This window comes from Amycolatopsis sp. NPDC054798, assembly GCF_053611505.1.
The window spans coordinates 47,581-68,447 of sequence record NZ_JBSHAM010000044.1 but is presented as its reverse complement, the minus strand read 5'-3'; the positions used below and the strand labels follow the sequence as shown (position 1 = coordinate 68,447).

20 protein-coding genes and 3 tRNA genes are annotated in these 20,867 nt (G+C 69.2%); 16 read left to right on the top strand and 7 right to left on the bottom strand.

The features are described 5' to 3' along the window. Nucleotides 1-60: 60 nt before the first annotated feature. The 4 genes from lon to ACWGIC_RS25635 form a co-directional block, all read right to left on the bottom strand. Complete coding sequence (gene lon, locus ACWGIC_RS25650) at nucleotides 61-2,463, bottom strand: endopeptidase La (RefSeq protein WP_452078475.1); 2,403 nt, start codon at nucleotides 2,461-2,463, stop codon at nucleotides 61-63. 86 nt (nucleotides 2,464-2,549) lie between these two features. After that, a complete protein-coding gene (locus ACWGIC_RS25645) occupies nucleotides 2,550-3,374 on the bottom strand; it encodes an SAM-dependent methyltransferase (protein WP_452078474.1) in 825 nt (274 codons plus the stop codon). After that, nucleotides 3,371-4,219 carry an SAM-dependent methyltransferase gene (locus ACWGIC_RS25640; RefSeq protein ID WP_452078473.1) on the bottom strand — a complete coding sequence of 283 codons (849 nt, stop codon included), beginning with the start codon at nucleotides 4,217-4,219 and terminating at the stop codon, nucleotides 3,371-3,373. Before ACWGIC_RS25640 ends, ACWGIC_RS25645 begins: the two co-directional genes overlap by 4 nt. Before the next feature lie 35 nt (nucleotides 4,220-4,254). Then, a complete protein-coding gene (locus ACWGIC_RS25635; protein ID WP_452078472.1) occupies nucleotides 4,255-5,196 on the bottom strand; it encodes a GNAT family N-acetyltransferase in 942 nt (313 codons plus the stop codon). 249 nt (nucleotides 5,197-5,445) lie between these two features. Here ACWGIC_RS25635 and ACWGIC_RS25630 point away from each other — a divergent pair, with 249 nt between their 5' ends. The 6 genes from ACWGIC_RS25630 to ACWGIC_RS25605 all read left to right on the top strand — a co-directional run bounded on the left by ACWGIC_RS25630 (nucleotide 5,446) and on the right by ACWGIC_RS25605 (nucleotide 9,638). After that, nucleotides 5,446-8,067 carry a putative bifunctional diguanylate cyclase/phosphodiesterase gene (locus ACWGIC_RS25630; RefSeq protein ID WP_452078471.1) on the top strand — a complete coding sequence of 874 codons (2,622 nt, stop codon included), beginning with the start codon at nucleotides 5,446-5,448 and terminating at the stop codon, nucleotides 8,065-8,067. Nucleotides 8,068-8,146: 79 nt separating this feature from the next. Further along, nucleotides 8,147-8,219: transfer RNA gene (locus tag ACWGIC_RS25625), tRNA-Thr, on the top strand. Between the two features lie 165 nt (nucleotides 8,220-8,384). Further along, nucleotides 8,385-8,457 (top strand) — tRNA-Met (locus tag ACWGIC_RS25620). A 49-nt stretch (nucleotides 8,458-8,506) separates the two neighbouring features. Continuing rightward, nucleotides 8,507-8,671, top strand: a complete 165-nt coding sequence (gene rpmG / locus ACWGIC_RS25615) for a 50S ribosomal protein L33 (protein WP_005152047.1) — start codon at nucleotides 8,507-8,509, stop codon at nucleotides 8,669-8,671. 122 nt (nucleotides 8,672-8,793) lie between these two features. Further along, on the top strand, nucleotides 8,794-9,243 hold the full coding sequence (locus ACWGIC_RS25610) for an FAS1-like dehydratase domain-containing protein (protein WP_452078470.1): 450 nt from the start codon (nucleotides 8,794-8,796) through the stop codon (nucleotides 9,241-9,243). Beyond that, on the top strand, nucleotides 9,240-9,638 hold the full coding sequence (locus ACWGIC_RS25605) for a MaoC family dehydratase (protein ID WP_452078469.1): 399 nt from the start codon (nucleotides 9,240-9,242) through the stop codon (nucleotides 9,636-9,638). Before ACWGIC_RS25610 ends, ACWGIC_RS25605 begins: the two co-directional genes overlap by 4 nt. A 447-nt stretch (nucleotides 9,639-10,085) precedes the next feature. On the opposite strand, the gene ACWGIC_RS25600 is transcribed toward ACWGIC_RS25605, so the two are convergent. Both ACWGIC_RS25600 and ACWGIC_RS25595 read right to left on the bottom strand, forming a co-directional pair. Then, a complete protein-coding gene (locus ACWGIC_RS25600) occupies nucleotides 10,086-10,994 on the bottom strand; it encodes an SGNH/GDSL hydrolase family protein (RefSeq protein ID WP_452078468.1) in 909 nt (302 codons plus the stop codon). 50 nt (nucleotides 10,995-11,044) lie between these two features. Continuing rightward, a complete protein-coding gene (locus ACWGIC_RS25595) occupies nucleotides 11,045-11,947 on the bottom strand; it encodes a TIGR03619 family F420-dependent LLM class oxidoreductase (protein ID WP_452078467.1) in 903 nt (300 codons plus the stop codon). 423 nt (nucleotides 11,948-12,370) lie between these two features. On the opposite strand from ACWGIC_RS25595, the gene ACWGIC_RS25590 reads away from it, so the two are divergent. The 6 genes from ACWGIC_RS25590 to ACWGIC_RS25565 all read left to right on the top strand — a co-directional run bounded on the left by ACWGIC_RS25590 (nucleotide 12,371) and on the right by ACWGIC_RS25565 (nucleotide 16,130). Next, nucleotides 12,371-12,443: transfer RNA gene (locus tag ACWGIC_RS25590), tRNA-Trp, on the top strand. A 32-nt stretch (nucleotides 12,444-12,475) separates the two neighbouring features. Then, complete coding sequence (gene secE, locus ACWGIC_RS25585) at nucleotides 12,476-12,910, top strand: preprotein translocase subunit SecE (RefSeq protein WP_452078466.1); 435 nt, start codon at nucleotides 12,476-12,478, stop codon at nucleotides 12,908-12,910. Nucleotides 12,911-12,984: 74 nt separating this feature from the next. Next, nucleotides 12,985-13,821 (top strand): transcription termination/antitermination protein NusG, encoded by an 837-nt coding sequence (gene nusG / locus ACWGIC_RS25580; RefSeq protein WP_452078465.1) that lies wholly within the window; start codon nucleotides 12,985-12,987, stop codon nucleotides 13,819-13,821. An 82-nt stretch (nucleotides 13,822-13,903) separates the two neighbouring features. Next, on the top strand, nucleotides 13,904-14,335 hold the full coding sequence (gene rplK / locus ACWGIC_RS25575) for a 50S ribosomal protein L11 (RefSeq protein ID WP_037360170.1): 432 nt from the start codon (nucleotides 13,904-13,906) through the stop codon (nucleotides 14,333-14,335). Nucleotides 14,336-14,531: 196 nt separating this feature from the next. Next, nucleotides 14,532-15,251, top strand: coding sequence for a 50S ribosomal protein L1 (rplA, locus tag ACWGIC_RS25570; protein ID WP_037816302.1), 720 nt, complete (start codon nucleotides 14,532-14,534; stop codon nucleotides 15,249-15,251). A 69-nt stretch (nucleotides 15,252-15,320) separates the two neighbouring features. Then, a complete protein-coding gene (locus tag ACWGIC_RS25565; protein ID WP_452078464.1) occupies nucleotides 15,321-16,130 on the top strand; it encodes an alpha/beta fold hydrolase in 810 nt (269 codons plus the stop codon). A 6-nt stretch (nucleotides 16,131-16,136) separates the two neighbouring features. On the opposite strand, the gene ACWGIC_RS25560 is transcribed toward ACWGIC_RS25565, so the two are convergent. Beyond that, on the bottom strand, nucleotides 16,137-17,123 hold the full coding sequence (locus ACWGIC_RS25560; RefSeq protein WP_452078463.1) for a hypothetical protein: 987 nt from the start codon (nucleotides 17,121-17,123) through the stop codon (nucleotides 16,137-16,139). Between the two features lie 319 nt (nucleotides 17,124-17,442). On the opposite strand from ACWGIC_RS25560, the gene rplJ reads away from it, so the two are divergent. The 4 genes from rplJ to ACWGIC_RS25540 all read left to right on the top strand — a co-directional run bounded on the left by rplJ (nucleotide 17,443) and on the right by ACWGIC_RS25540 (nucleotide 20,867). Further along, nucleotides 17,443-17,997 carry a 50S ribosomal protein L10 gene (gene rplJ / locus ACWGIC_RS25555; protein ID WP_452078462.1) on the top strand — a complete coding sequence of 185 codons (555 nt, stop codon included), beginning with the start codon at nucleotides 17,443-17,445 and terminating at the stop codon, nucleotides 17,995-17,997. Nucleotides 17,998-18,046: 49 nt separating this feature from the next. Next, nucleotides 18,047-18,439 carry a 50S ribosomal protein L7/L12 gene (gene rplL, locus ACWGIC_RS25550; RefSeq protein ID WP_452078461.1) on the top strand — a complete coding sequence of 131 codons (393 nt, stop codon included), beginning with the start codon at nucleotides 18,047-18,049 and terminating at the stop codon, nucleotides 18,437-18,439. A 458-nt stretch (nucleotides 18,440-18,897) separates the two neighbouring features. Then, entirely contained in the window at nucleotides 18,898-20,082 is a 1,185-nt protein-coding gene (locus tag ACWGIC_RS25545; RefSeq protein WP_452078460.1) for an ABC transporter ATP-binding protein, read from the top strand. Between the two features lie 32 nt (nucleotides 20,083-20,114). Next, the gene (locus ACWGIC_RS25540; protein ID WP_051165981.1) at nucleotides 20,115-20,867 is read left to right on the top strand and encodes an MlaE family ABC transporter permease; all 753 of its coding nucleotides are present in this window, start codon (nucleotides 20,115-20,117) and stop codon (nucleotides 20,865-20,867) included.

Below are 20,867 nucleotides of genomic sequence, written 5' to 3'. Positions count from 1 at the left end.
CCGTGAAGGGCTCCTTGAGGGAATCAGATTCCCTCAAGGAGCCCTTCACGGACGTACCGATCAAGCCGCCTGCCGGACCTCCGACGAAGCCGGCGTCAACGCCAACTCCAGGACCTCCCGCACATTCGCCACCGCGTGCACTTCCAGCTGCGACAGCACCTCCGCGGGCACGTCGTCCAGATCCGGCTCGTTCCGCTGCGGGATGATCACCGTCTTCATTCCCGCCCGGTGCGCGGCGAGCAGCTTCTGCTTCACCCCGCCGATCGGCAGGACGCGTCCGGTCAGTGAAACCTCCCCGGTCATCGCGACATCGGCCCGGACCACCCGGCCCGACAGCAGCGAAGCCAGCGCCGTCGTCATCGTGATGCCCGCCGACGGCCCGTCCTTGGGCACCGCGCCCGCCGGGACGTGCACGTGGATTCCCCGCTCTCGCAGGTCTCCCACCGGCAGTTCCAGCTCCGCACCGTGCGAGCGCAGGTAGGACAGCGCGATCTGCACCGACTCCTTCATCACGTCACCCAGCTGCCCGGTCAGCTGCAGGCCCGAAGCCCCGCTCTCCGGATCAGCCAGCGACGCCTCGATGTACAGCACGTCCCCGCCAGCGCCGGTGACCGCCAAACCCGTTGCCACGCCTGGCAAAGACGTCCGCTGGGTCGCCGTCGGCAGCGACGATTCCGGCACGTGCCGCGGGCGGCCGAGGTAGGTCTCCAGGTCCGAAGCGGACACCGACAGCGGCAGCGAGACGGAACCCAAAGCCACCTTCGTCGCGATCTTCCGCAGCACCTTCGCGATCGTCCGGTTCGCGTCGCGCACCCCGGCCTCGCGGGTGTACTCGGCGGCGATCCGGCTGAACGCGTCGTCGGTCAGCACCACGTCGCCGGACGCCAGACCGGCCCGCTCAAGTTCGCGCGGCAGCAGGTGATCCCGCGCGATGGTGATCTTTTCGTGCTCGGTGTAACCGTCCAGCGTCACCAGTTCCATCCGGTCCAGCAGCGGGCCGGGGATGGTCTCCAGCGCGTTGGCCGTGGCCAGGAAGACCACATCGGACAGATCCAGCTCGACCTCGAGGTAGTGGTCGCGGAACGTGTGGTTCTGTTCCGGGTCCAGCACTTCGAGCAGCGCGGCCGTCGGGTCGCCGCGGTAGTCGGCTCCGACCTTGTCGATCTCGTCGAGCAGCACGACCGGGTTCATCGATCCGGCTTCCTTGATGGCCCGCACGATCCGGCCGGGCAGCGCGCCGACGTACGTCCGCCGGTGGCCGCGGATTTCCGCCTCGTCCCGGATGCCGCCCAGCGCGACGCGCACGAACTTGCGTCCCATCGCCTTCGCGACGGACTCGCCCAGCGACGTTTTGCCGACCCCGGGAGGGCCGGCGAGCGCGAGCACCGCGCCGGAACGCCGTCCGCCGACCGGGCCGAGACCCGATTCCGCGCGACGCTTGCGCACAGCCAAGTACTCGATGATCCGTTCCTTGACGTCGTCCAGGCCCGCGTGGTCCGCGTCGAGCACGGCCCGCGCGGCGGCGATGTCGTAGACGTCCTCGGTCCGCTCATTCCACGGCAGCTCCAGCACCGTGTCGAGCCAGGTCCGGATCCAGCCGCCTTCGGGCGACTGCTCGGACGTCCGCTCCAGCTTGTCCACCTCGGCCAGCGCCGCCTTGCGGACGTCGTCGGGCAGGTCGGCGGCCTCCACACGGGCGCGGTAGTCGTCGTCCGCCGCGGTGCCGTCGAGTTCGCCCAGTTCCTTGCGGATCGCTTCGAGCTGGCGGCGCAGCAGGAATTCCTTCTGCTGCTTCTCCATCCCGTCCGCGACGTCCTTGCGGATGGTCTCGGTGACCTCCAGCTCGGCCAGGTACTCCCGGCTCCACTCGAGGGCCTTCTCCAGCCGGACGCTGACGTCGAGCGCGCTCAGCAGCTCCAGCTTCTGGTCGGTGGACAGGTACGGCGCGTTGCCGGCCAGGTCGGCGATCGCGGACGGCTCCTCGACCTGCTGGACGGCGTCGATCATCTGCCAGCCGCCGCGTTGCTGCAGCACGGAGATGACCACGGCCTTGTACTCCGCGGCGAGCTGCGCGGTGCGGTCGTCGGAAGTTTCGTCAGCGGGATCGGCGTGCACCCAGCGCGCCGCGCCGGGGCCGTCGGCGATCCGGCCGACGGAAGCGCGCGAGGTGCCGCGGAGCAGCACGGCGGTCTTGCCGCCAGGAACGCGGCCGATCCGTTCGACGGTCGCGACGGTGCCCAGCTCGGCGTACTCGCCGTGCACGCGCGGGACGATCAGGACCTCGGCCTTGCTCGCCGCGCCGGAGCGGATCCCGGGGAACGATGCGGTCGCGGGGGTCTCGGCCTGTGCGGACTCCACTGCGGCCCGGGTCTCTGCGTCGCCGAGGTCGAGCGGGACCACCATGCCCGGCAGCACGACGTCGTCATCGAGCGGGAGGACGGGCAGGAGGCGGGGGTCGGTCATGTGCACTCCTCGAATAGTTGAGTCTGAGGTGCTCAACTCTCCGAAGGGTGGGTTTGTTTCCCAGGGAGTGTTCGCTGGGAGAGAAGTCAGGGCTTCCGCGCGACCGCGCCCCAGGCGAACGGCCGGACCTCCGCGGCGAACTCCGACACCGGCTCGTCCGGCCGCCAGTCCGGCAGCGCGCTCATCCCCGGCTCCAGCAGCGGCCAGCCGCCGAAGAACGGCAGGATCTCCTCGTCCGAGCGCAGATACGCCGGGTTCGACGTGTCCTTGTACGCGTCGACGAACCGGCGGACCTCGGCGGCCCGCTCCGGCGGGGCGTCGTCCCGGCAGGTGCCGTGCGTGACGGCCAGCCACGACCCGGGCGCGAGCTGGTCGCGGTAGGCGGCGACCAGCTCTTCCGGCCGGTCGCCGGGGCCGAGGAAGTGCAGCACGGTGATCATCAGCAGGCACACCGGCCGCGACCAGTCGATCAGTTCCTGGGTGACCTCGTCGGCGAAGATCGCCGCGGGATCGCGGATGTCGCGTTCCACGATCCCGGCCCATTCGGTCGCGTCCTCGTTTTCGAGGATCACTCGCGAATGCGCCGCCGCCACCGGCTCGTAGTCGACGTACACGACCGTCGCGGGCAGCTGCTCGCGGACGATTTCGTGCACGTTGCCCGCCGTCGGCACGCCCGACCCGAGGTCGACGAACTGCCGGATCCCCGCGTCGAGCGCGGCCCGCACCACGCGGTTCATGAACGCCCGGTTTTCCCGCGACATCGGCCGGATCAGCGGCCACAGCTTCTCGACGCGGCGGCCGAATTCCCGGTCCACGGCCCAGTTCTGGGTGCCGCCGAGGTACCAGTCGTAGATCCGCGCGGCAGACGGCTTGTCGACGTCCACGCCCTGCGGCGCGTCCGGGGCGGTCATGGCTTGCGCGCCACGGCGCACCAGGCGAACGGGCGGGCTTCCGCCTCGACCGCGTTCAGCTCGCGTTCCGGCCGCCAGTCCGGCAGATGCGTGATCCCCGGCTCCAGCAGCGGCCAGCCGCCGAAGAACGGCTCGATCTCTTCGCGGTCGCGCAGCCACATCGGATTGCTCGTCTTGCGGTACTGCTCGACGAACCAGCGCAGCCCCTCCAGCGCGGGTCCGCTGCCGTCGCCCTCGCTCATCTGCGAGATCGCCAGCCAGCTGCCGGACACGAGCTTGTCGCGGTAGGCGCGCACGATGCCGTCCGGATCGTCGTCCGGGCCGACGAAGTGCAGCACCGCCATCAGCATCACGCAGACCGGCTTGTCGAAATCGATCAGCTCGCGGGTGCGCGGGTCGTTCAGCACGGTCCTGGGGTCGCGCAGGTCCGCCTGGACGATCCCGGCCCAGTCGGTGGCCGCTTCGTCCTCGAGGATCAGCGTCGCGTGCGCCACGGCGACCGGCTCGTAGTCGACGTAGACCACGGTGGCCTGGTCGTCGTCGCCGAGCGCGGCCTCGACCACCTCGTGCACGTTGCCCGCGGTCGGCACGCCGGAGCCGAGGTCGAGGAACTGGCGGATGCCCGCGTCGAGCGCGGCTCGCACCACCCGGTTCATGAACTCGCGGTTCTGCTTCGCGCCGGGCCGCGCGAGCGACCACATCTTCTCGATCTTGCGGCCGAATTCCCGGTCGACCGCCCAGTTCTGCTTGCCGCCCAGGTACCAGTCGTAGACCCGCGCGGCCGAGGGTTTCTCGACATCGACGCCTTCCGGCGCTTTCGGTGCGGCGTCGGGTTTTTCGGTCACTGGGACTCCCCTCGAGCAGGCCTTACCGCGCCAGACTAGCGAGAGCGCACGGCAGGCCGGCGTTGCCAGCCAGTCCACAGCGGCCGATAGCCCTGCGCGTACCAGAACGGCGTCGACCGGGGATTCGCCACGGCGTGGTGCAGCAGCACGACATCCGCGCCTGCTTCGTCGAAGACCTGGTGCGCGTGCGCGGCCAGCGCGGTACCCACACCGGACGACCGAGCCGTCTCGGAAACCGCCAGCGACGACAGGTAACCCACGCGAGAGGCGGCCACCCGATGCCGGATCCATCCGGTCTCGTCGGGCATCTGCAGCACCACCATGCCGAGCGGCTGGCCGTACAGCTCCGCGATCCACACCTGCGGCTCGGGCCGTTCGAGGTGGCGCAGCAACTCCTTGGTGATCAGCTCCTCGACGCCGGGGCGAAGCGTGATCCGGCCGAACTGCGCGTCGTAACGCTGCAATTCGAGCTGCAGCGCGACCGCGGTCGAGAGGTCGTCCGGCGTCGCGTGCCGGATGCAGACGCCCGGCGTCGCGGCGGGCCCGGCGGCCATCCGCTGTGCCGGACGGACCGCCAGCACGCCCACCGGAGCGAAGCCGTGCCGGAGAAGTTCGGTGGCTCCGGCGGTGTCGCGGCTGGGCCGGGAGAGCACCGCGGCGCACTCCGTATCCCCCACTCGGGCGAGGGACCGCAGGTGTTCATCCCATCGAGTGAGCAACGCGTCGAGTCCGGCGGCCGGATCGGGACCGGCGAGCTGAACCTCCAGCCGGTGCTCGACAAGTGCCCGCCACATCGAGCGCGGGCTGTCCGGGCCGAGTCCGGTGCAGGTCGTCAGGCCGGCCGCGGTGGTGTCGCCGACCTCGGCGGAAAGCAGGGCGGAATCCCCTCCGACCTCGAAGGGGAGCGGCGCGGGAAGCAGTGCGTCCACCGTGGCGATGCGCGCCGCATGGCCGGTGGCTGTCACGTCGTTGTGCATGCCGCCATTGTCCGCCGGTCCGGCCGGAAAAGACCCCCAGAACACTCCCCGGCCCGGGGGTTCCGGGGCTAACCGGGAGTTTCACTCCTTGGTCCACGCAGGTCAGAGAAGAACGCCCATTGTTAACCCTGGGGTGATCTCCTACTGTCTCGAAAGGGACGTCGGTACGCCCTACGGGGTAAGGTGGCGCCCTCGCCCACACCTGACGTCACGGACGAGCGCGACCGGGCAGCCGGGAAGGAAGGTCGGATGCCGGACAGCAACGCCCATCCCGGTACCGCGCCGGAGGCGATGGGCTCGGGAGGTGCTGGCTCCGCACCGGCCGAAGGCCGCACGGACGAGAGCCGCTTCCGCGTTTACACCTTCTTCGTGCTGGGCCTCGGCCTGCTCGCGGCCTTCGCCGTCGGCGCCTGGCTGCCGTTCCACGGTTCGGCCAAGCTCTGGTGGATCGGCCCGGTGCTCGCGGTCGCGTTCCTGCTCGCCGAACAGCTCGGCATCAACGTCGACGTCCGCAGCGGCATTTCGTGGACCATCTCATTCACCGAGATTCCGCTGGTAATCGGTTTCTTCGTCGCCCCGTTCGAAGTGGTGCTGGCCGCGCATCTCGTGGCGGGCATCGGGACGCTGCTGGCCCGCAAGGTCGCCGGCCGGGTCCTCTACAACGCGGGTGCGTTCCTGCTCGAAATCACCGGCGCGTTCGCCGTCGCCGGGCTCGTGCACCTGGCCATGGGCGGCGGGCCGACCATGCCGTGGGTCGCCGCGCTCGCCGGCACGCTCACCGCGCCGCTGGTCAGCACGCTGCTCGCGCTGGCCGCCGTGCGCGTGCTGCGCCGCCGGATGCGCGTGAGCACCGCGATCCGGCTGACCGGCCGCATCCTCGTGGTCGGCTTCGTCAACGCTTCGGTCGGCCTCACCGGCTACCTCGTCATCGCGAGCACCCCGCAGGCCTGGCCGCTGGTGCTGGCGGTGTTCCTCGGCCTGACCGCGCTGTACTGGGCTTACTCCGATCTGCTTCGCGAGCAGCGGGACATGGAAGCGCTGTCCGACGTCAGCCTGATGGTCGCGCGGTCCGGTCAGCAGGCCGCGGCTCGTCCGGCGAGCCGCGGCGAGGAACTCGTGGGCGGGGTGGACGTGCGCGAATGGGCCACGATCGCCGAGCGGATCAAGGACCAGCTGTCCGCCGGACGCGTCGTGCTGCGGCTGCGGCTCGAAGCCGACGACCCGATGCGCGTCGTCGTCGCGGGCAACGAACTGCCTCCCGCCGACCCGGCCAACGACGACCCGCTGCTGCGCCTGCCCGGCGCGCACGTCCGGCACTTCCGCATCACCGAAGCCAATCCGGACGTCCGCGCGGCCCTGCTGGAACGCAGCGCGCAGGAAGCCCTCGTGGTGCCGCTGCGCAGTGCGAACCGGCTGCTCGGCGTCGTCGAAGCGCACGACCGGCTCTCGCGCTGGCGCGGCTTCGGCAAGTACGACGTCCAGCTGCTCGGCACGATGGCCAGCCACCTCGCGACGTCGCTCGACAACCGGCGGCTGCTCGCCACCCTGCGCCACGACGCCTACCACGACCCGCTCACCGGGCACCTGAACCGGCCGGGATTCCAGCAGGTCTCGCGGGATCCGCTGCGCGAATCGGCGGAGGTCGTGGTGCTGCGGATCGACCTCGACGTCTTCTCCACGGTCAGCGACGCACTCGGCTACTCGTGGGCGGACCGGATGGTCGTCGCCGCGGGCACCCGCATCCGCGGCGCACTCGGCCCGGACGTCCCGCTCGCCCGGCTCGAAGGCGCGTCCTTCGCCGCGCTGCTCGTGGACTGCACGGTCGAAGACGCCCATCGCGCCGCCGAACGGCTGCGCGTGCAGCTGTCCGAGCCGTATCCGGTGGACCGGCTTTCGGTCGAGGCCAACGCGATGATCGGCTACGCCAGCTCCGTGGACGACGCCGGTGAGGTCGACGTCGACGGCCTGCTGCAGCGCGCCGACGTCGCCGTCCGCGCCACCCGCGGCGGCGAGGAAGTGCGCGGCTACGTGCCGAGCATGGGCCAGATCTTCCTGCGCCGGTTCCAGATGGTCACGCAGTTCCGGCAGTCCTTGGAGGACGGCCACGTCTCCGTGCACTACCAGCCGAAGGTGACCTTGCCGAACCGCCAGGTGCAAGGCGTCGAGGCGCTCGTGCGCTGGGTGCACCCGGAATTCGGCAGGCTCGGCCCGGACGAATTCGTGCCCGCGATCGAAGCGGCCGGCCTGATCGGCGTGCTGACGTCGTTCGTGCTGGAGGAATCGCTCAAGCGCGTGCGCAAATGGCTCGACGAAGGCCTGCGGATCTCTGCGGCGGTGAACCTGTCGGTGCGCAACCTGTCCGACGAGGACTTCCCGGCGAAGGTCCAGCGCGAACTGGAACGCTTCGACGTGCCGCCGGAATTGCTGACGTTCGAGCTGACCGAGTCCGGTGTGATGTCCGACCCGCAGAAGGCGCTGCCGATCCTGCGCGAGCTGCATTCGCTGGGCATCGTGCTGGCGGTGGACGACTTCGGCACCGGCTATTCGTCGCTCGCGTACCTGCGCCAGCTGCCGGTGGATCAGGTCAAGATCGACAAGAGCTTCGTGCTCGGCATGGGCACCGACCTCGGCGACCTCGCGGTGGTGCGGTCGATTGTCGAACTCGGACATTCGCTTGGCCTGACGGTGGTCGCGGAAGGCGTCGAGGAGGACGTGGCGCGCGATCAGCTCGAGGCGATGGGATGTGACGTCGCCCAGGGCTACCTGATCTCGCGGCCGCTGCCGGAGGACCGCCTCGAGGCTTGGCTGCAGGCCCGCACGGCGCGTTCGCCCGGACGGCACTCGGAGACCGTGCTGACCCTGCTGACCTGAGGTTTTGCGGTTAACCGACCCCGGTTGCACAGGCGGGTGAAGGCCCTTGCTAATCTTTCCAAGTCCTCGCGAGAGGCAGGCCCCTTTAGCTCAGTCGGCAGAGCGTCTCCATGGTAAGGAGAAGGTCTACGGTTCGATTCCGTAAAGGGGCTCGCGAGCAGGCGAGCTGTGTCCGCAGAAAACGCGGACGTGGCTCGCTTCGCGGCGTCCATCTGGGGGTCGAACCCCCAGACCCCCGCCAGGAGGGGCTTCGCCCCCCTGGACCCCCCGCGCCGGGTTGCGTTTGGCGCTGGGGTTAGGGTTGGGCGTTCTGTTGGGGCGGTGTAGCTCAGTTGGCAGAGCAAGCGGCTCATAATCGCTGTGTCGCCGGTTCAAGTCCGGCCACCGCTACGCGGTAACGACGGGGCTGGCCCCCGGATCTGAGAGAGAAGGAAACGCTGTGGCTGCCACCGACGTGCGACCCAAGATCACGCTGGCGTGCGAGGAGTGCAAGCACCGCAACTACATCACCAAGAAGAACCGGCGCAACAACCCGGATCGCCTGGAGATGAAGAAGTTCTGCCCGAACTGCGGTACGCACCGGACTCACAAAGAGACCCGCTGACGCAGGCGGTCTTTTTCCAGCTTCGCAAAGCCGCCCCGGCACTCGCCGGGGCGGCTTTCGCTGTTACCGGCCGGTTCTGGCACCCGCGCGGGGCGGCCGCGGGGCTCGGTTAGCCTCAGTGCGTGCCTTTGGACCAGTCGTTCACCGGGCGGGAGTACCCGTCGGACAGCAAGTACTTCGTGAGCCGGGAGAAAATCCGCGAGTTCGCCGACGCGATCGAGGACCCGAACCCGGTGTACCGGGACCCGGAGGCGGCCCGCGAGGCCGGCCACCCGGACGTGCTCGCGCCGCCCACCTTCCTCACCATCCTCAACCTGCCGAAGATCAACGGCATCGTGACCGACCCCGCGCTCGGCCTCGACTACTCCCGGATGGTCCACGGCGACCAGGGCTTCCGCTACGAGCGCCCGGTGCACGCGGGCGACGAGCTGGAAATCTCGGCCACCATCGAGTCGATCATGGCGAGGGCGGGCAACGACTTCATCAACCTCCGCGCGGAAATCACCGACGCGGACGGCAAACTCGTGTGCACGACGCGGGCCCAGCTCGTGGTGCGAGGGGCGGAAGCGTGAACATCGGCGACGAACTGCCTCCGCTGGAGGTCCGCATCACCCGCGAGCAACTGGTCCGCTACGCCGGGGCCTCGCTCGACTTCAACCCGATCCACTGGAACGAGCACTTCGCCACCAAGGTCGGCCTCCCGGACGTGATCGCGCACGGCATGCTCACGATGGCCCTGTCCGGCCGCATCGTCACCGACTGGCTCGGCGACCCCGCCCGCCTCGTGGACTTCAGCACGCGCTTCACCCGCCCGGTCGTGGTCCCGGACAATGACGAGGGCGCCCTCGTCGAGGTGACCGGCAAGGTCGGCGCGCTGACGGAGGAGGGGCTGGCCCGGATCGACCTGACGGTGAAGTTCGAGGGCAAGACTGTGCTGGGCAAACCGCAGGCTCTCGTTCGGCCCTGACCCGGTCTGGCGCGGGAAGGTTCCGGCTCGGTCCGGCCTAGCCGGTCGGCCCGCCTCGCCTCCGCTGCTCCAGCCTGCCCCGGCTTGGGCTGCCCGGCCGATCGCCCCAATGTGGTCTTGGGTGCATGCGACGCACCCAATGCCACATTGGAGTTTTCTCAGTAGCTGTCGCGCGCAGCTCCCCCGCGGGGGAGCGGAGCATCGTGCGGGTTTGTGGCGGGTGGTGTGGCTGAGAGGTCCGTGAGGGCCACCTTGAGGGAATCTGATTCCCTCAAGGTGGCCCTCACGGACGTTGGAGTCGTGACCAGCCGACCGGGCACCGCACCCGCCTATTGAGAAAACCCCAATGTGGTGCTTGAGCAGCGCTCACCGCGTTGCGTGCCCCAGGCGTACTGAACCCGTGCTCTGGGCAGTCGCGAATGCGCCAACGCCACCGTGGTCCTCGCCTCAGTGCACCCCAAGCACCGACTCCACCACCCCAGCCATCCCAGCCTCGCCCCGCGCGTTCGGATGCAACGCCGCCGCCGAGGACGTCGGAACCAGCCCCTCGACCCACTTCGTGTCCGAACTCGCGCACACGTCGTGCCCCTTGCTCGGCTCGGCCGTGTCCGCGAAACCGGCGTCGTGGGATTTGGCCTGGCCGGACAGGGCGTCGTTGAACTTGCTGAGCGCGTCCCGCAGGTACGCCACATCGCCGGTGCCCAGCGGCAAGACCGGCCAGCAGCCGTCGCCGTCGGGAAGGACCGTCGGGTAGCCGACGACCACCACTCGCGCCTTCGGGGCCTTCTTGTGGATCTGGTCGAGCGCGCCGCCGACCTTCTTCGCGGTGTCGCTGATGCGGTCGGCCAGTTCGTCCTTGCCGCCTGCGGTGAGCCGGTCTTTGCACGGCGTAGCGCTCTCGTGCGCGGTCACGCAGGTCTGCGCCAGTGCGATGAATCCCACATCGTTGCCGCCGATGCCCAAGGTGACCAGTGTCGTGTCCGCGGTGACCGAGTCGAACTGCGGCGGGTTCGAGCCGTTGCGTGTCGACTGGGAATCGGTCAGGTCCTCCGTCGTCGCGCCGCTGCAGCTGACGTCCACGAACTTCGCCGGCTTCAGTTTCGCCGACACGAGGTGCGGATAGTTGTTGTCCGACCTCGCGCATCCGGCGGGCGAACCGGCCTGCTTCCCGGTGCGCGGCGCGGACGTGTACGAGTCGCCGAGCGCGACGTACCGGCCACTGCCGCCGCCGGTGTCCGCGCCGGACGGCGGCGCGGTCGAGGAGTCGTGCTTCGACTTGTAGTAGCCGACAGCCAGCAGCGCCCCCACGACGACGAGGACGAGCAACCCGCAGCCACCGCTCTTGTTTGCCCCCACCTGACCGTTCTACCGGTCCAGCCCCTCGCCGACGACCCGCTTACGGGTGATCACGCAAAGACAGCAGTGTGCAGTTCACCAGCCAGTTCCAGCGCGTGCGGCACGGTTTCGGCCACATAGTGCAAATCGACCAGCGCTTCGGTGATGCCGTCGGCTTCGGCGGCCTTCAGCTGAGCCGCGACGTCCTCGACGGTCGCGACGGCCGAACCCGGCGTCGGATTGATCCGCAGCACCCGGCGCAGCGACTCCGGATCCCGTCCGGCCTTCTCCGCGGATTCGACGACCACCGCCCACTTCTGCCGCAGGATCGGGATCGGGAGCCCGGCGGGCAGCCAGCCGTCGGCGATCCGGCCGACGCGCCGCAGCGCCGCGTCCGACGCGCCGCCCAGCAGCACCGGCGGACCGGGCTGCTGCAGGGGACGCAGGCCGATCAGGGAGTCCGGGATGTCCCAGCGTTCGCTGTGGTGCCCGGCCGGGTCCGCGGTCCACAGCGTCCGCAGCACCTTGACCAGTTCGGCCAGCCGCGCGCCGCGGTGCTCCCACGGCACCCCGGCGGCGGTGTACTCGTCACGGAGCCAGCTGAGTCCGAGGCCGACGTCGAGCCGCCCGCCGGACAGCAGGTCCAGCGACGTCAGGGAGCGCGCCAGCAGGACGGGGGAGTAGAGCGGGCCGTTGAGGGTGCTCGACCCGAGCCGCGCCGTCTCCGTCGAGTTCGCGGCGATGGTGAGCGCCAGCAGCGGATCGACGAAGCGGACGAACTCCGGCGGATACGGCTGTTCGGGTGTACCGGTCGGGTAATAGGTCTTCGGGGCGACCGGGGTCAGTACACGGTCGCCGACCCACAGCGAGGCGAAGCCGAGGCTCTCCGCTTCGGTGGCGAAGCCGGCGATGGCGGAGGGGTCGGCGAGCTTGCCGTACTGCGGCAAAGCGAGCCCAAGTCGTAAAGCAGTCACCGAGTCTCCTTGATCATGAGTTCGCTTGCGGGTCAACGAAGATCATCTTCCACCGGGTCGATCTTGGCTTCCTGGCGGGGAAAATCGCGGGCGCGAAAGCGATTTCGCTTGCTGTGCCGGGAATCCGGGGCAGCCGGGAAGCCGGGCGAGGCGCGGGCCGCCCACGGCTTTGCGATTAATCGGATTACCGGGCACGGGCTTATATTGGCACGATCGGGTGATCTTCGCCGCGCGTTCCCGGATGCTGTCCGGCGGACCCGGCGCGGCCGTCCCCGGCGGTCCCGAGACCGTCGAGGGGGCTGGGTTGCAAGGCAACATCCGGCTTGCCGTAGACTTCGGAACTCGGAACGCACTACGGTCATCCCCGCCGGATGGTGGGGATGATGGAATGCGTCCTCCGGAGCCAGGGTGACCCGGCTCCACAGGGGTGTAGCTCAATTGGCAGAGCAGCGGTCTCCAAAACCGCAGGTTGCAGGTTCAAGTCCTGTCACCCCTGCGTACGGGAACTGGTGGAGCGGAGGAGTGGTCGTGAGCGACAGCGACGCCAGCGGCGAGCACGAGCAGGACGATTCGGGCAAGCAGCCCGGAGCCGAGTCCCGCCCGGTGTCCGCCGCCGCTCGGCGCGAACGCCGCGCTTCCGCTCGGCCGGCAGGCAAGTCCGAGGCACGGCCGGGCTCGACCCGTCCGTCCGGCAAGGCGGGCGACAAGGTCGCGAAGCCCGCCGACGCCAAGGGCGCGCCGACCCCCAAACGGGACCGGAAGGCGAAGAAGGCCTCGGTGTTCGCCCGGTTCACGCGGTTCATCCGCGAGGTCTGGGCCGAACTGCGCAAGGTCATCTGGCCCAACCGCAAGCAGATGGTCACCTACACCGCGGTCGTGCTGGTGTTCGTGGTGTTCATGGTGGCCCTCGTGAGCGGCCTCGATCTCGGCTTCAAGGAGCTGGTCGGGCTGGTCTTCGGCTGACGCCCGAAGGGCGCGCCACCGCGCTGGCCGGGCCCCGGTCCGGCCCGGCAAGCGATCAACTGAGAGGACGGAACGTGACCTCCGACAACGGCACCGAAGCCGGTCGCGACCTGACCGAGCTTTCCGACGAGCAGGTGCAGACGGCACCCGGCGACGAGGAGTCCGCCGAGTCCGTCGAGGTGCCCGTCGCCGAGGACGAGGTCGCCGCCGAAGAAGCCTCCGCCGACGACAGCGCCGCCGAGGAATCGGACGACGCCGAAGCCGACGTGACCGAGCCCGCCCCCGAGGCGGACGACCCGGTCGCCGCGCTGCGCGCCGAGCTCAAGGCCGCGCCGGGCGAGTGGTACGTCGTGCACTCGTACGCCGGTTACGAGAACAAGGTCAAGACCAACCTCGAGACGCGTACCCAGACCCTGGACGTCGAGGACTACATCTTCCAGATCGAGGTCCCGACCGAAGAGGTCACCGAGATCAAGAACGGCCAGCGCAAGCAGGTGCAGCGCAAGGTGCTGCCCGGCTACATCCTGGTCCGGATGGACCTCAACGACCAGTCGTGGAGCGCGGTGCGCAACACCCCTGGCGTCACCGGATTCGTCGGAGCCACCTCGCGGCCGTCGCCGCTGACCGTGGACGAGGTGCTGAAGTTCCTCGCGCCGCAGGTCGAGAAGGAAGCCCCGGCCAAGGCCGCCAAGGGTGGCGAATCCGCCGCCTCCGCGCCGTCCGGTACGTCCACCGTCGAGGTCGACTTCGAGGTCGGCGAGTCGGTCACCGTCATGGACGGCCCGTTCGCCACGCTGCCCGCCACGATCTCCGAGGTCAACGTCGACGGGCAGAAGCTGAAGGTCCTGGTGTCGATCTTCGGCCGGGAGACCCCGGTCGAGCTCTCGTTCAGCCAGGTCTCCAAGATCTGACGGCCGGGCCATCCCGGTCGGCAGTCCCCGCGTACTGGCAGGTGTGCGGGGGACTCACGTCAGTTAAGAAGGACACAAGGTAATGCCACCCAAGAAGAAGAAGCTTGCGGCGATCATCAAGCTGCAGATCAAGGCGGGTGCGGCCAACCCCGCGCCGCCGGTCGGCCCGGCGCTGGGTCAGCACGGCGTCAACATCATGGAGTTCTGCAAGGCCTACAACGCCGCGACCGAGTCGCAGCGCGGGGACGTCGTCCCGGTCGAGATCTCCGTGTACGAAGACCGGTCGTTCGACTTCAAGCTGAAGACGCCGCCGGCCGCCAAGCTGCTGCTCAAGGCCGCGGGCGTGGAGAAGGGCTCCGGCGAGCCGCACAAGACCAAGGTCGCCAAGGTCACCTGGGACCAGGTCCGCGAGATCGCGAAGACCAAGGAGACCGACCTCAACGCGCACGACATCGACCAGGCCGCGAAGATCATCGCCGGCACTGCTCGCTCCATGGGCATCACCGTCGAGTGACTCGCCCGAGAAATCGCTCCGGTTTCTGGACTGAGCGATGCGATCGGCCCCCGGGCCGAGCGCATCGGGAGGGAAGAAACCGGATGAAGGCGATTTCTCCGCCGCGACGAAGTCGCGGCAATCAAACACAGTGGGAGAGCCATGTGCTGGCTCTGCAAAACCACACTGATCCACTGACTTACCTAAGGACAGAAGCATGACCAAGCACAGCAAGGCCTACCGCCAGGCCGCGGAGCTGATCGACAAGGCGCGGCTGTACGCGCCGCTCGAGGCCGTGAAGCTGGCGAAGGAGACCTCCAAGACGAAGATGGACGCGACCGTCGAGGTCGCGATGCGTCTCGGGGTCGACCCGCGCAAGGCCGACCAGATGGTCCGCGGCACCGTGAACCTGCCGCACGGCACCGGTAAGACCGCCCGCGTCATCGTTTTCGCCGTCGGCGACAAGGCCGCTGAGGCCGAAGCCGCCGGCGCGGACGCGGTCGGCACCGACGAACTGATCGAGCGCATCCAGGGTGGCTGGCTCGACTTCGACGCCGCGATCGCGACGCCGGACCAGATGGCCAAGGTGGGCCGCATCGCCCGCATCCTCGGCCCGCGCGGCCTCATGCCGAACCCGAAGACCGGCACGGTGACCCCCGCGGTCGAGAAGGCCGTGAAGGACATCAAGGGCGGCAAGATCAACTTCCGCGTCGACAAGCAGGCGAACCTGCACCTGGTGATCGGCAAGGCGTCGTTCGACACCGAGAAGCTGGTGGAGAACTACGCGGCCGCGCTGGACGAGATCCTGCGCGCCAAGCCGTCGTCGGCGAAGGGCCGCTACGTCAAGAAGATCACCTTCACCACCACGATGGGCCCGGGCATCCCGGTCGACCCGGCGCGGACCCGCAACCTCCTTTCCGAGGAAGCGGCGGTCTGAGTCGCACATCACGCGAAAGGGTGGTCACGCTTCGTGCGTGACCACCCTTTTTTCGTGTCTCATGGACATATGCCAACGACGTTCCGCGCCCCCGACGGGCTCCAGCTGAGCTACACGGTCTGGGAGGGCGACGGACGGCACCGGCGGCCCGTCGTGCTGCACCACGGTTTCGCCGCCGATTCCCAGGTGAACTGGGTCAATCCCGGAGTGGTGGACGCGCTGGTCAAGGCGGGCTTCACGGTGATCGCGCTGGACGCGCGCGGGCACGGCGAATCGGAGAAGCCGCACGATCCGGCGGCCTACGGCGAGGACATCATGGCCGCGGACCTGACCGCGCTGTTCGACGAACTCGGCCTGGACGAGGTGTGCCTGGCGGGCTATTCGATGGGCGCGATCGTCTCGCTGCTGGTGGCTACCCGTGACCGGCGGGTCCGCTGCCTCGCGGTCGGCGGGGTCGGCGCGGGGATCGTGGACTTCGGCGGGGTGGACGCCCGGGTGATCAACCGGAGCCAGATCGCGGCCGGGCTGCTGGCTGAAGACCGGTCGGAGGTGCCCCCGGCGGCGCGCCCGTTCCGCCGGCTGGCCCGCCGCGCGGGAGCGGACGTCGAAGCGCTGGCCGCGGTCATGCACGCGACCCCGCACGGACCGATGCGGCTGACGAACCTGTCGGCGGCGACGCTGATCCTGGCCGGGGAGTCGGACGAACTGGCGACGCAGCCGGAACGCCTCGCCGCGGGGATCGCTGGTGCGCGGCTGGTGCGGGTGCCGGGGAACCACATGGAAGCGGTGGCACACCCGGCTTTCGCGGCGGCGTTGGTGGACTTCTTCGCGTACTCGGACACGGGGGAGACCCGGATGCCGATCAGTTCGCCTGCGTGACGACGGTCAGCCTGGGGTAGAAGTCGCCGTCGGCGGAGTGCACTTCTCCGGGCCGCGTTGGTGGCCGACGATCAGCCACTGTCCTTTTTCGACCTGCTTGACGGTGAAGTCCCCGAGCGCGGGACCGCCGGTGATGGCGAAGTCGCACGACTTGATCACCACGTCCTCGCCCGGCGGCCATCCGGAACGCTTCGAGATCGACTCGGCGTAGGCGTCGACCGAACCGGGCGCGCGGTCGAGCCGGTCGTGCAGGCCTTGGACCGCGAGAGCGCAGTCGGTGAAACCGAGATCGGTCGCGAACTTCAGCTGGGTGGCCTGGTCGAAGAGGCCGCAGACGTGGTCGACCATGCTCTTCTGCCCGGCACCGTGTTGCGCGATCCCGTCGTAGACGCGGCGGACCGATTCGTACGGCGAGGCCGTCGTGAGGATCTGGTTCGTGTGGTAGGTCCCGCCGCCCTCGGCGGCGATCTCCGCGGACGTTTTCCCGTCGTCACTGGGAAAAATCTGGTGATACCCCCAGTTGATCAGGATGCCGAGGATGACCAGGGCGACCACCCAGCCCAGGATCTTCCCGCCGAGCCGCTTCACCCACCGCGGCACCGGACGGCGGTTGCGCGGCGGTTCCTCGTACGCGGTCAGCGCACCCGGCTGGTTCGGCGGGGCTGGCGGCTGGCCGCCGGCGAGCGGCTGCGGCTGCCGGTTGCCCGCCGGGACCAGGCCAGCGTCGGGCGGCGGAGCCGGTTCGGCGCCCTGCTGGGACTGGGTGAACCGCAGGTACTCCTGGAACCGCTGGAATTCCTGGAACTGGCGCAGTTGCTCGGGATCGAACTGAGGCTCCGCTGATGGGGGCTCGTTCGCCGCGGGCTGAGCCGGGGGCCGCGGGGCGACCTCGGCCCCGCCGGGCTGCGGCAGTGCGGGCGGTTGCGCCGAGGATCCGCCCTGGCCGGGAGAGGGGGTTTCTTCCGGCTTTCCGTGATCACGCTGTTCCGCCACGTCACCAATGATGCCCGCTCCGCCGCGATTTCCCGAGACTGGCCCGGTTCTCGCAGCTCAGCAAGGGGGCGCCCGCGAACGCCGCGCAGCCCTCCCGTATGCTGGTCGACGGTTCTACCAAAGACCGCTGGTTCTCTCCGGATTCCCGGGGAGCGAAGGTTCCGCAGTACGGCGGACGGCCTGCGCAGGAGGAACGAGGCTTTCACCCCAGTCGTCACGGCTGGGCAACGCCCCGCGTCTGCTGCGCGTGGGCGTTTTTGTCGTTCGGGGGCGCCTCCGCCGAAGCCAGTGGTGACACTAGCCAAGAGAGGAGGCGACCATGGCGAAGCCCGACAAGGTGGCGGCCGTCGCCGAGATCGCGGAGAGCTTCCGCAGCAGCTCGGCCACCGTCGTTACCGAGTACACCGGCCTCTCCGTGACTCAGCTGTCCCAGCTGCGCCGCGCTCTCGGCACCAGTGCCAAGTACCGGGTCGCGAAGAACACCCTCGTCAAGCGTGCCGCTGAGGACGCCGGTCTCGAGGGCGTCGAGGACCTGTTCGTGGGCCCGACCGCGATCGCCTTCGTGCAGGGCGAGGCAGTCGACGCCGCGAAGGCACTTCGCGACTTCGCGAAGGACAACAACGCGCTTGTCATCAAGGGCGGCTACATGGACGGCCGCGCGCTGTCCGTGGACGAGATCTCCAAGATCGCTGATCTCGACAGCCGTGAGGTGCTGCTCTCCAAGGCGGCGGGCGCGTTCAAGGCGAAGCTTTCCCAGGCCGCCGCGCTGTTCCAGGCGCCGGCGTCCCAGGTTGCCCGCCTGGCTGCCGCGCTGGAGGAGAAGCAGCGCAACGCCACCGGTACCGAAGCAGCCGAAGCACCCGCCGAGAGCTGAACCACCCCACCCCGAACGTTTTAGTTCGTTTTTCTGAGAGGAAGCCATCATGGCGAAGCTGAGCACCGCCGAGCTGATCGACGCCTTCAAGGAGCTGACCCTCCTCGAGCTGTCGGACTTCGTGAAGGAGTTCGAAGAGGTCTTCGACGTCACCGCCGCCGCCCCGGCCGCCGTCGTCGCCGCTGCCCCGGGTGCCGCCGCGGGTGGCGCCGAGGCCGCTGCTGAGCAGGACGAGTTCGACGTCGTCCTCGACTCGGCCGGCGACAAGAAGATCCAGGTCATCAAGGTCGTCCGCGAGGTCGTCTCCGGTCTGGGCCTGAAGGAGGCCAAGGAGCTGGTCGAGGCCGCTCCGAAGGCGCTCCTGGAGAAGGTCGACAAGGAGGCCGCCGAGGCCGCCAAGGAGAAGCTCGAGGCCGCTGGCGCCAAGATCACCATCAAGTGATCCCGGGCGCGCAAGCGCCTGCAGCACCACCTCGAAAGGGGCGGGCATCCGATCCGGGTGCCCGCCCCTTTTGCTGTCCGCGGCAAAAAAAGACACACAGTCGCCGGGTCTTGCCGAGCACCCCTCGTTCAGGCGAACGGGAAGCCCGGAAGCCGGTGCCGAGTCACCCCCTGTCTGCCGCGTTTCCGCCGGTTAACCCGTCAGGGTGAGCGGCGGTCGGCCATCTGGCTCTGCGCCCGAACGTGACGTGCACTACCGTGCTGCCAGCGGTCGCCGTACTGGATCTCCGTCGCGTGAGGTGTGCACGGGGGCTGGCCAGAGAACAAAACTGGTGAGTAACCTGTTCGCGCTCAGCTCGTTGCACCTGGTTGAAGCGGAGTTCGCCGCGCGAGCTCCGCCGCCGCCAGCGGTGACGGGGCGGCGGTGCGCGACGACGCGGAACAGCTCCTGGAGGTGCGATGGGTGCCGAGGTGGTCATCGAAGGTCTGACGAAGTCCTTCGGAAAGCAGACCATCTGGCGGGACGTGACGCTGACCCTGCCTCCCGGCGAGGTCTCGGCGATGCTCGGCCCGTCCGGAACCGGCAAGTCCGTGTTCCTGAAGTCGATGATCGGCCTGCTCAAGCCGGACCGCGGACGCTGCGTCATCAACGGCGTCGACATCGTCACCTGCTCCGAGCACAAGCTGTACGAGATCCGGAAGCTCTTCGGCGTCCTGTTCCAGGACGGCGCGCTGTTCGGCTCGATGAACCTCTTCGACAACGTGGCCTTCCCGCTGCGGGAGCACACGAAGAAGTCCGAGACCGAGATCCGCCGGATCGTGCTCGAGAAGCTCGAGATCACCGGTCTGGCCGGTGCGGACAAGAAGCTCCCCGGCGAGATCTCCGGCGGGATGCGCAAGCGCGCCGGCCTCGCCCGCGCCCTCGTGCTGGACCCGGAGATCATCCTGGTCGACGAGCCGGACTCCGGTCTCGACCCGGTCCGCACGACCTACATCTCGCAGCTCTTCCTCGACGTCAACGCCCAGATCGACGCGACGTTCCTGATCGTGTCGCACAACATCAACCTTGCGCGCACGGTGCCGGACAACCTCGGCATGCTGTTCCGCAAGGAACTCGTCATGTTCGGCCCGCGCGAGGTACTGCTGACCAGCGACGAGCCGGTGGTCGAGCAGTTCCTCAACGGCCGCAAGCTCGGCCCGATCGGCATGTCCGAGGAAAAGGACAGCGCCCAGATGGCCCGCGAGCAGGCCGAGGCCGAGGCGGGCCACGGCGACGTGCTCAACGAGGACGTGCGCGGCGTCGTGCCGCAGATGCAGGTCAGCCCGGGCGTGCCGGAGCGGGCCGGGGCGAAGCGGCGGATGGACCGCGTCATGCGGATCCTGCACACGCTCCCGCCGAGCGCGCAGGAGGGGATCATCGAATCCCTGACGCCGGAGCAGCAGCGGCACTACAACGTGCGGCCCAACCCCGGTGCGTTCCACCATCACCAGCAGCAGGGCCCCGAGGCCACCCAGCAGCTGCCGCCGGTCAACGCGCCGGGTCCGGTGCCCAACCAGCACCAGGGGCAGCTTCCCGCCGACCAGGTCGCGCGCATTCCGGGCGCGGACCGCCGGTCGCCCCGGCACGGGCAGGGTGGCGCGTGACCACCAGCACGGCCAAGATCCCCGGCTACGGAATGCTGCGGGAGACCGGGAACCTGTTCGCACTCGGCCTCGACATCATCCGCGGCATCTTCCAGCGCCCGTTCCAGTTCCGCGAGTTCATCCAGCAGGCCTGGTTCGTCGCGAGCGTGACGATCCTGCCGACCGCGCTCGTCGCGATCCCGTTCGGCGCGGTCATTTCGCTGCAGTTCGGCGCGCTCGCCCGCCAGCTCGGCGCGCAGTCCTACACCGGTGCCGGTTCGGTGCTGGCGACCGTGCAGCAGGCCAGCCCGCTGGTCACCGCGCTGCTGGTGGCCGGCGCGGGCGGCAGCGCGGTCTGCGCCGACATCGGCGCGCGGACCATCCGCGAGGAGATCGACGCGATGGAGGTGCTCGGCGTCTCCGCGGTCCAGCGCCTGATCGTGCCCCGCACGCTCGCCATGATGCTCGTCGCGCTCCTGCTCAACGGCATGGTCAGCGTCATCGGCGTGCTCGGCGGCTACTTCTTCAACGTCGTGCTCCAGGGCGGCACCCCCGGTGCGTACCTATCCAGCTTCTCCGCGCTCGCGCAGCTGCCCGACCTCTGGGTCGGCGAGATCAAGGCGCTCATCTTCGGCTTCATCGCCGCGGTCGTGGCGGCTTATCGCGGCCTGCACCCGAGCGGCGGCCCGAAGGGCGTCGGCGACGCGGTGAACCAGTCGGTGGTCATCACGTTCCTGCTGCTTTTCGTCGTGAACTTCGTGATCACGCTGATCTACCTGCAGCTCGTGCCCGGAAAGCTGGACTGA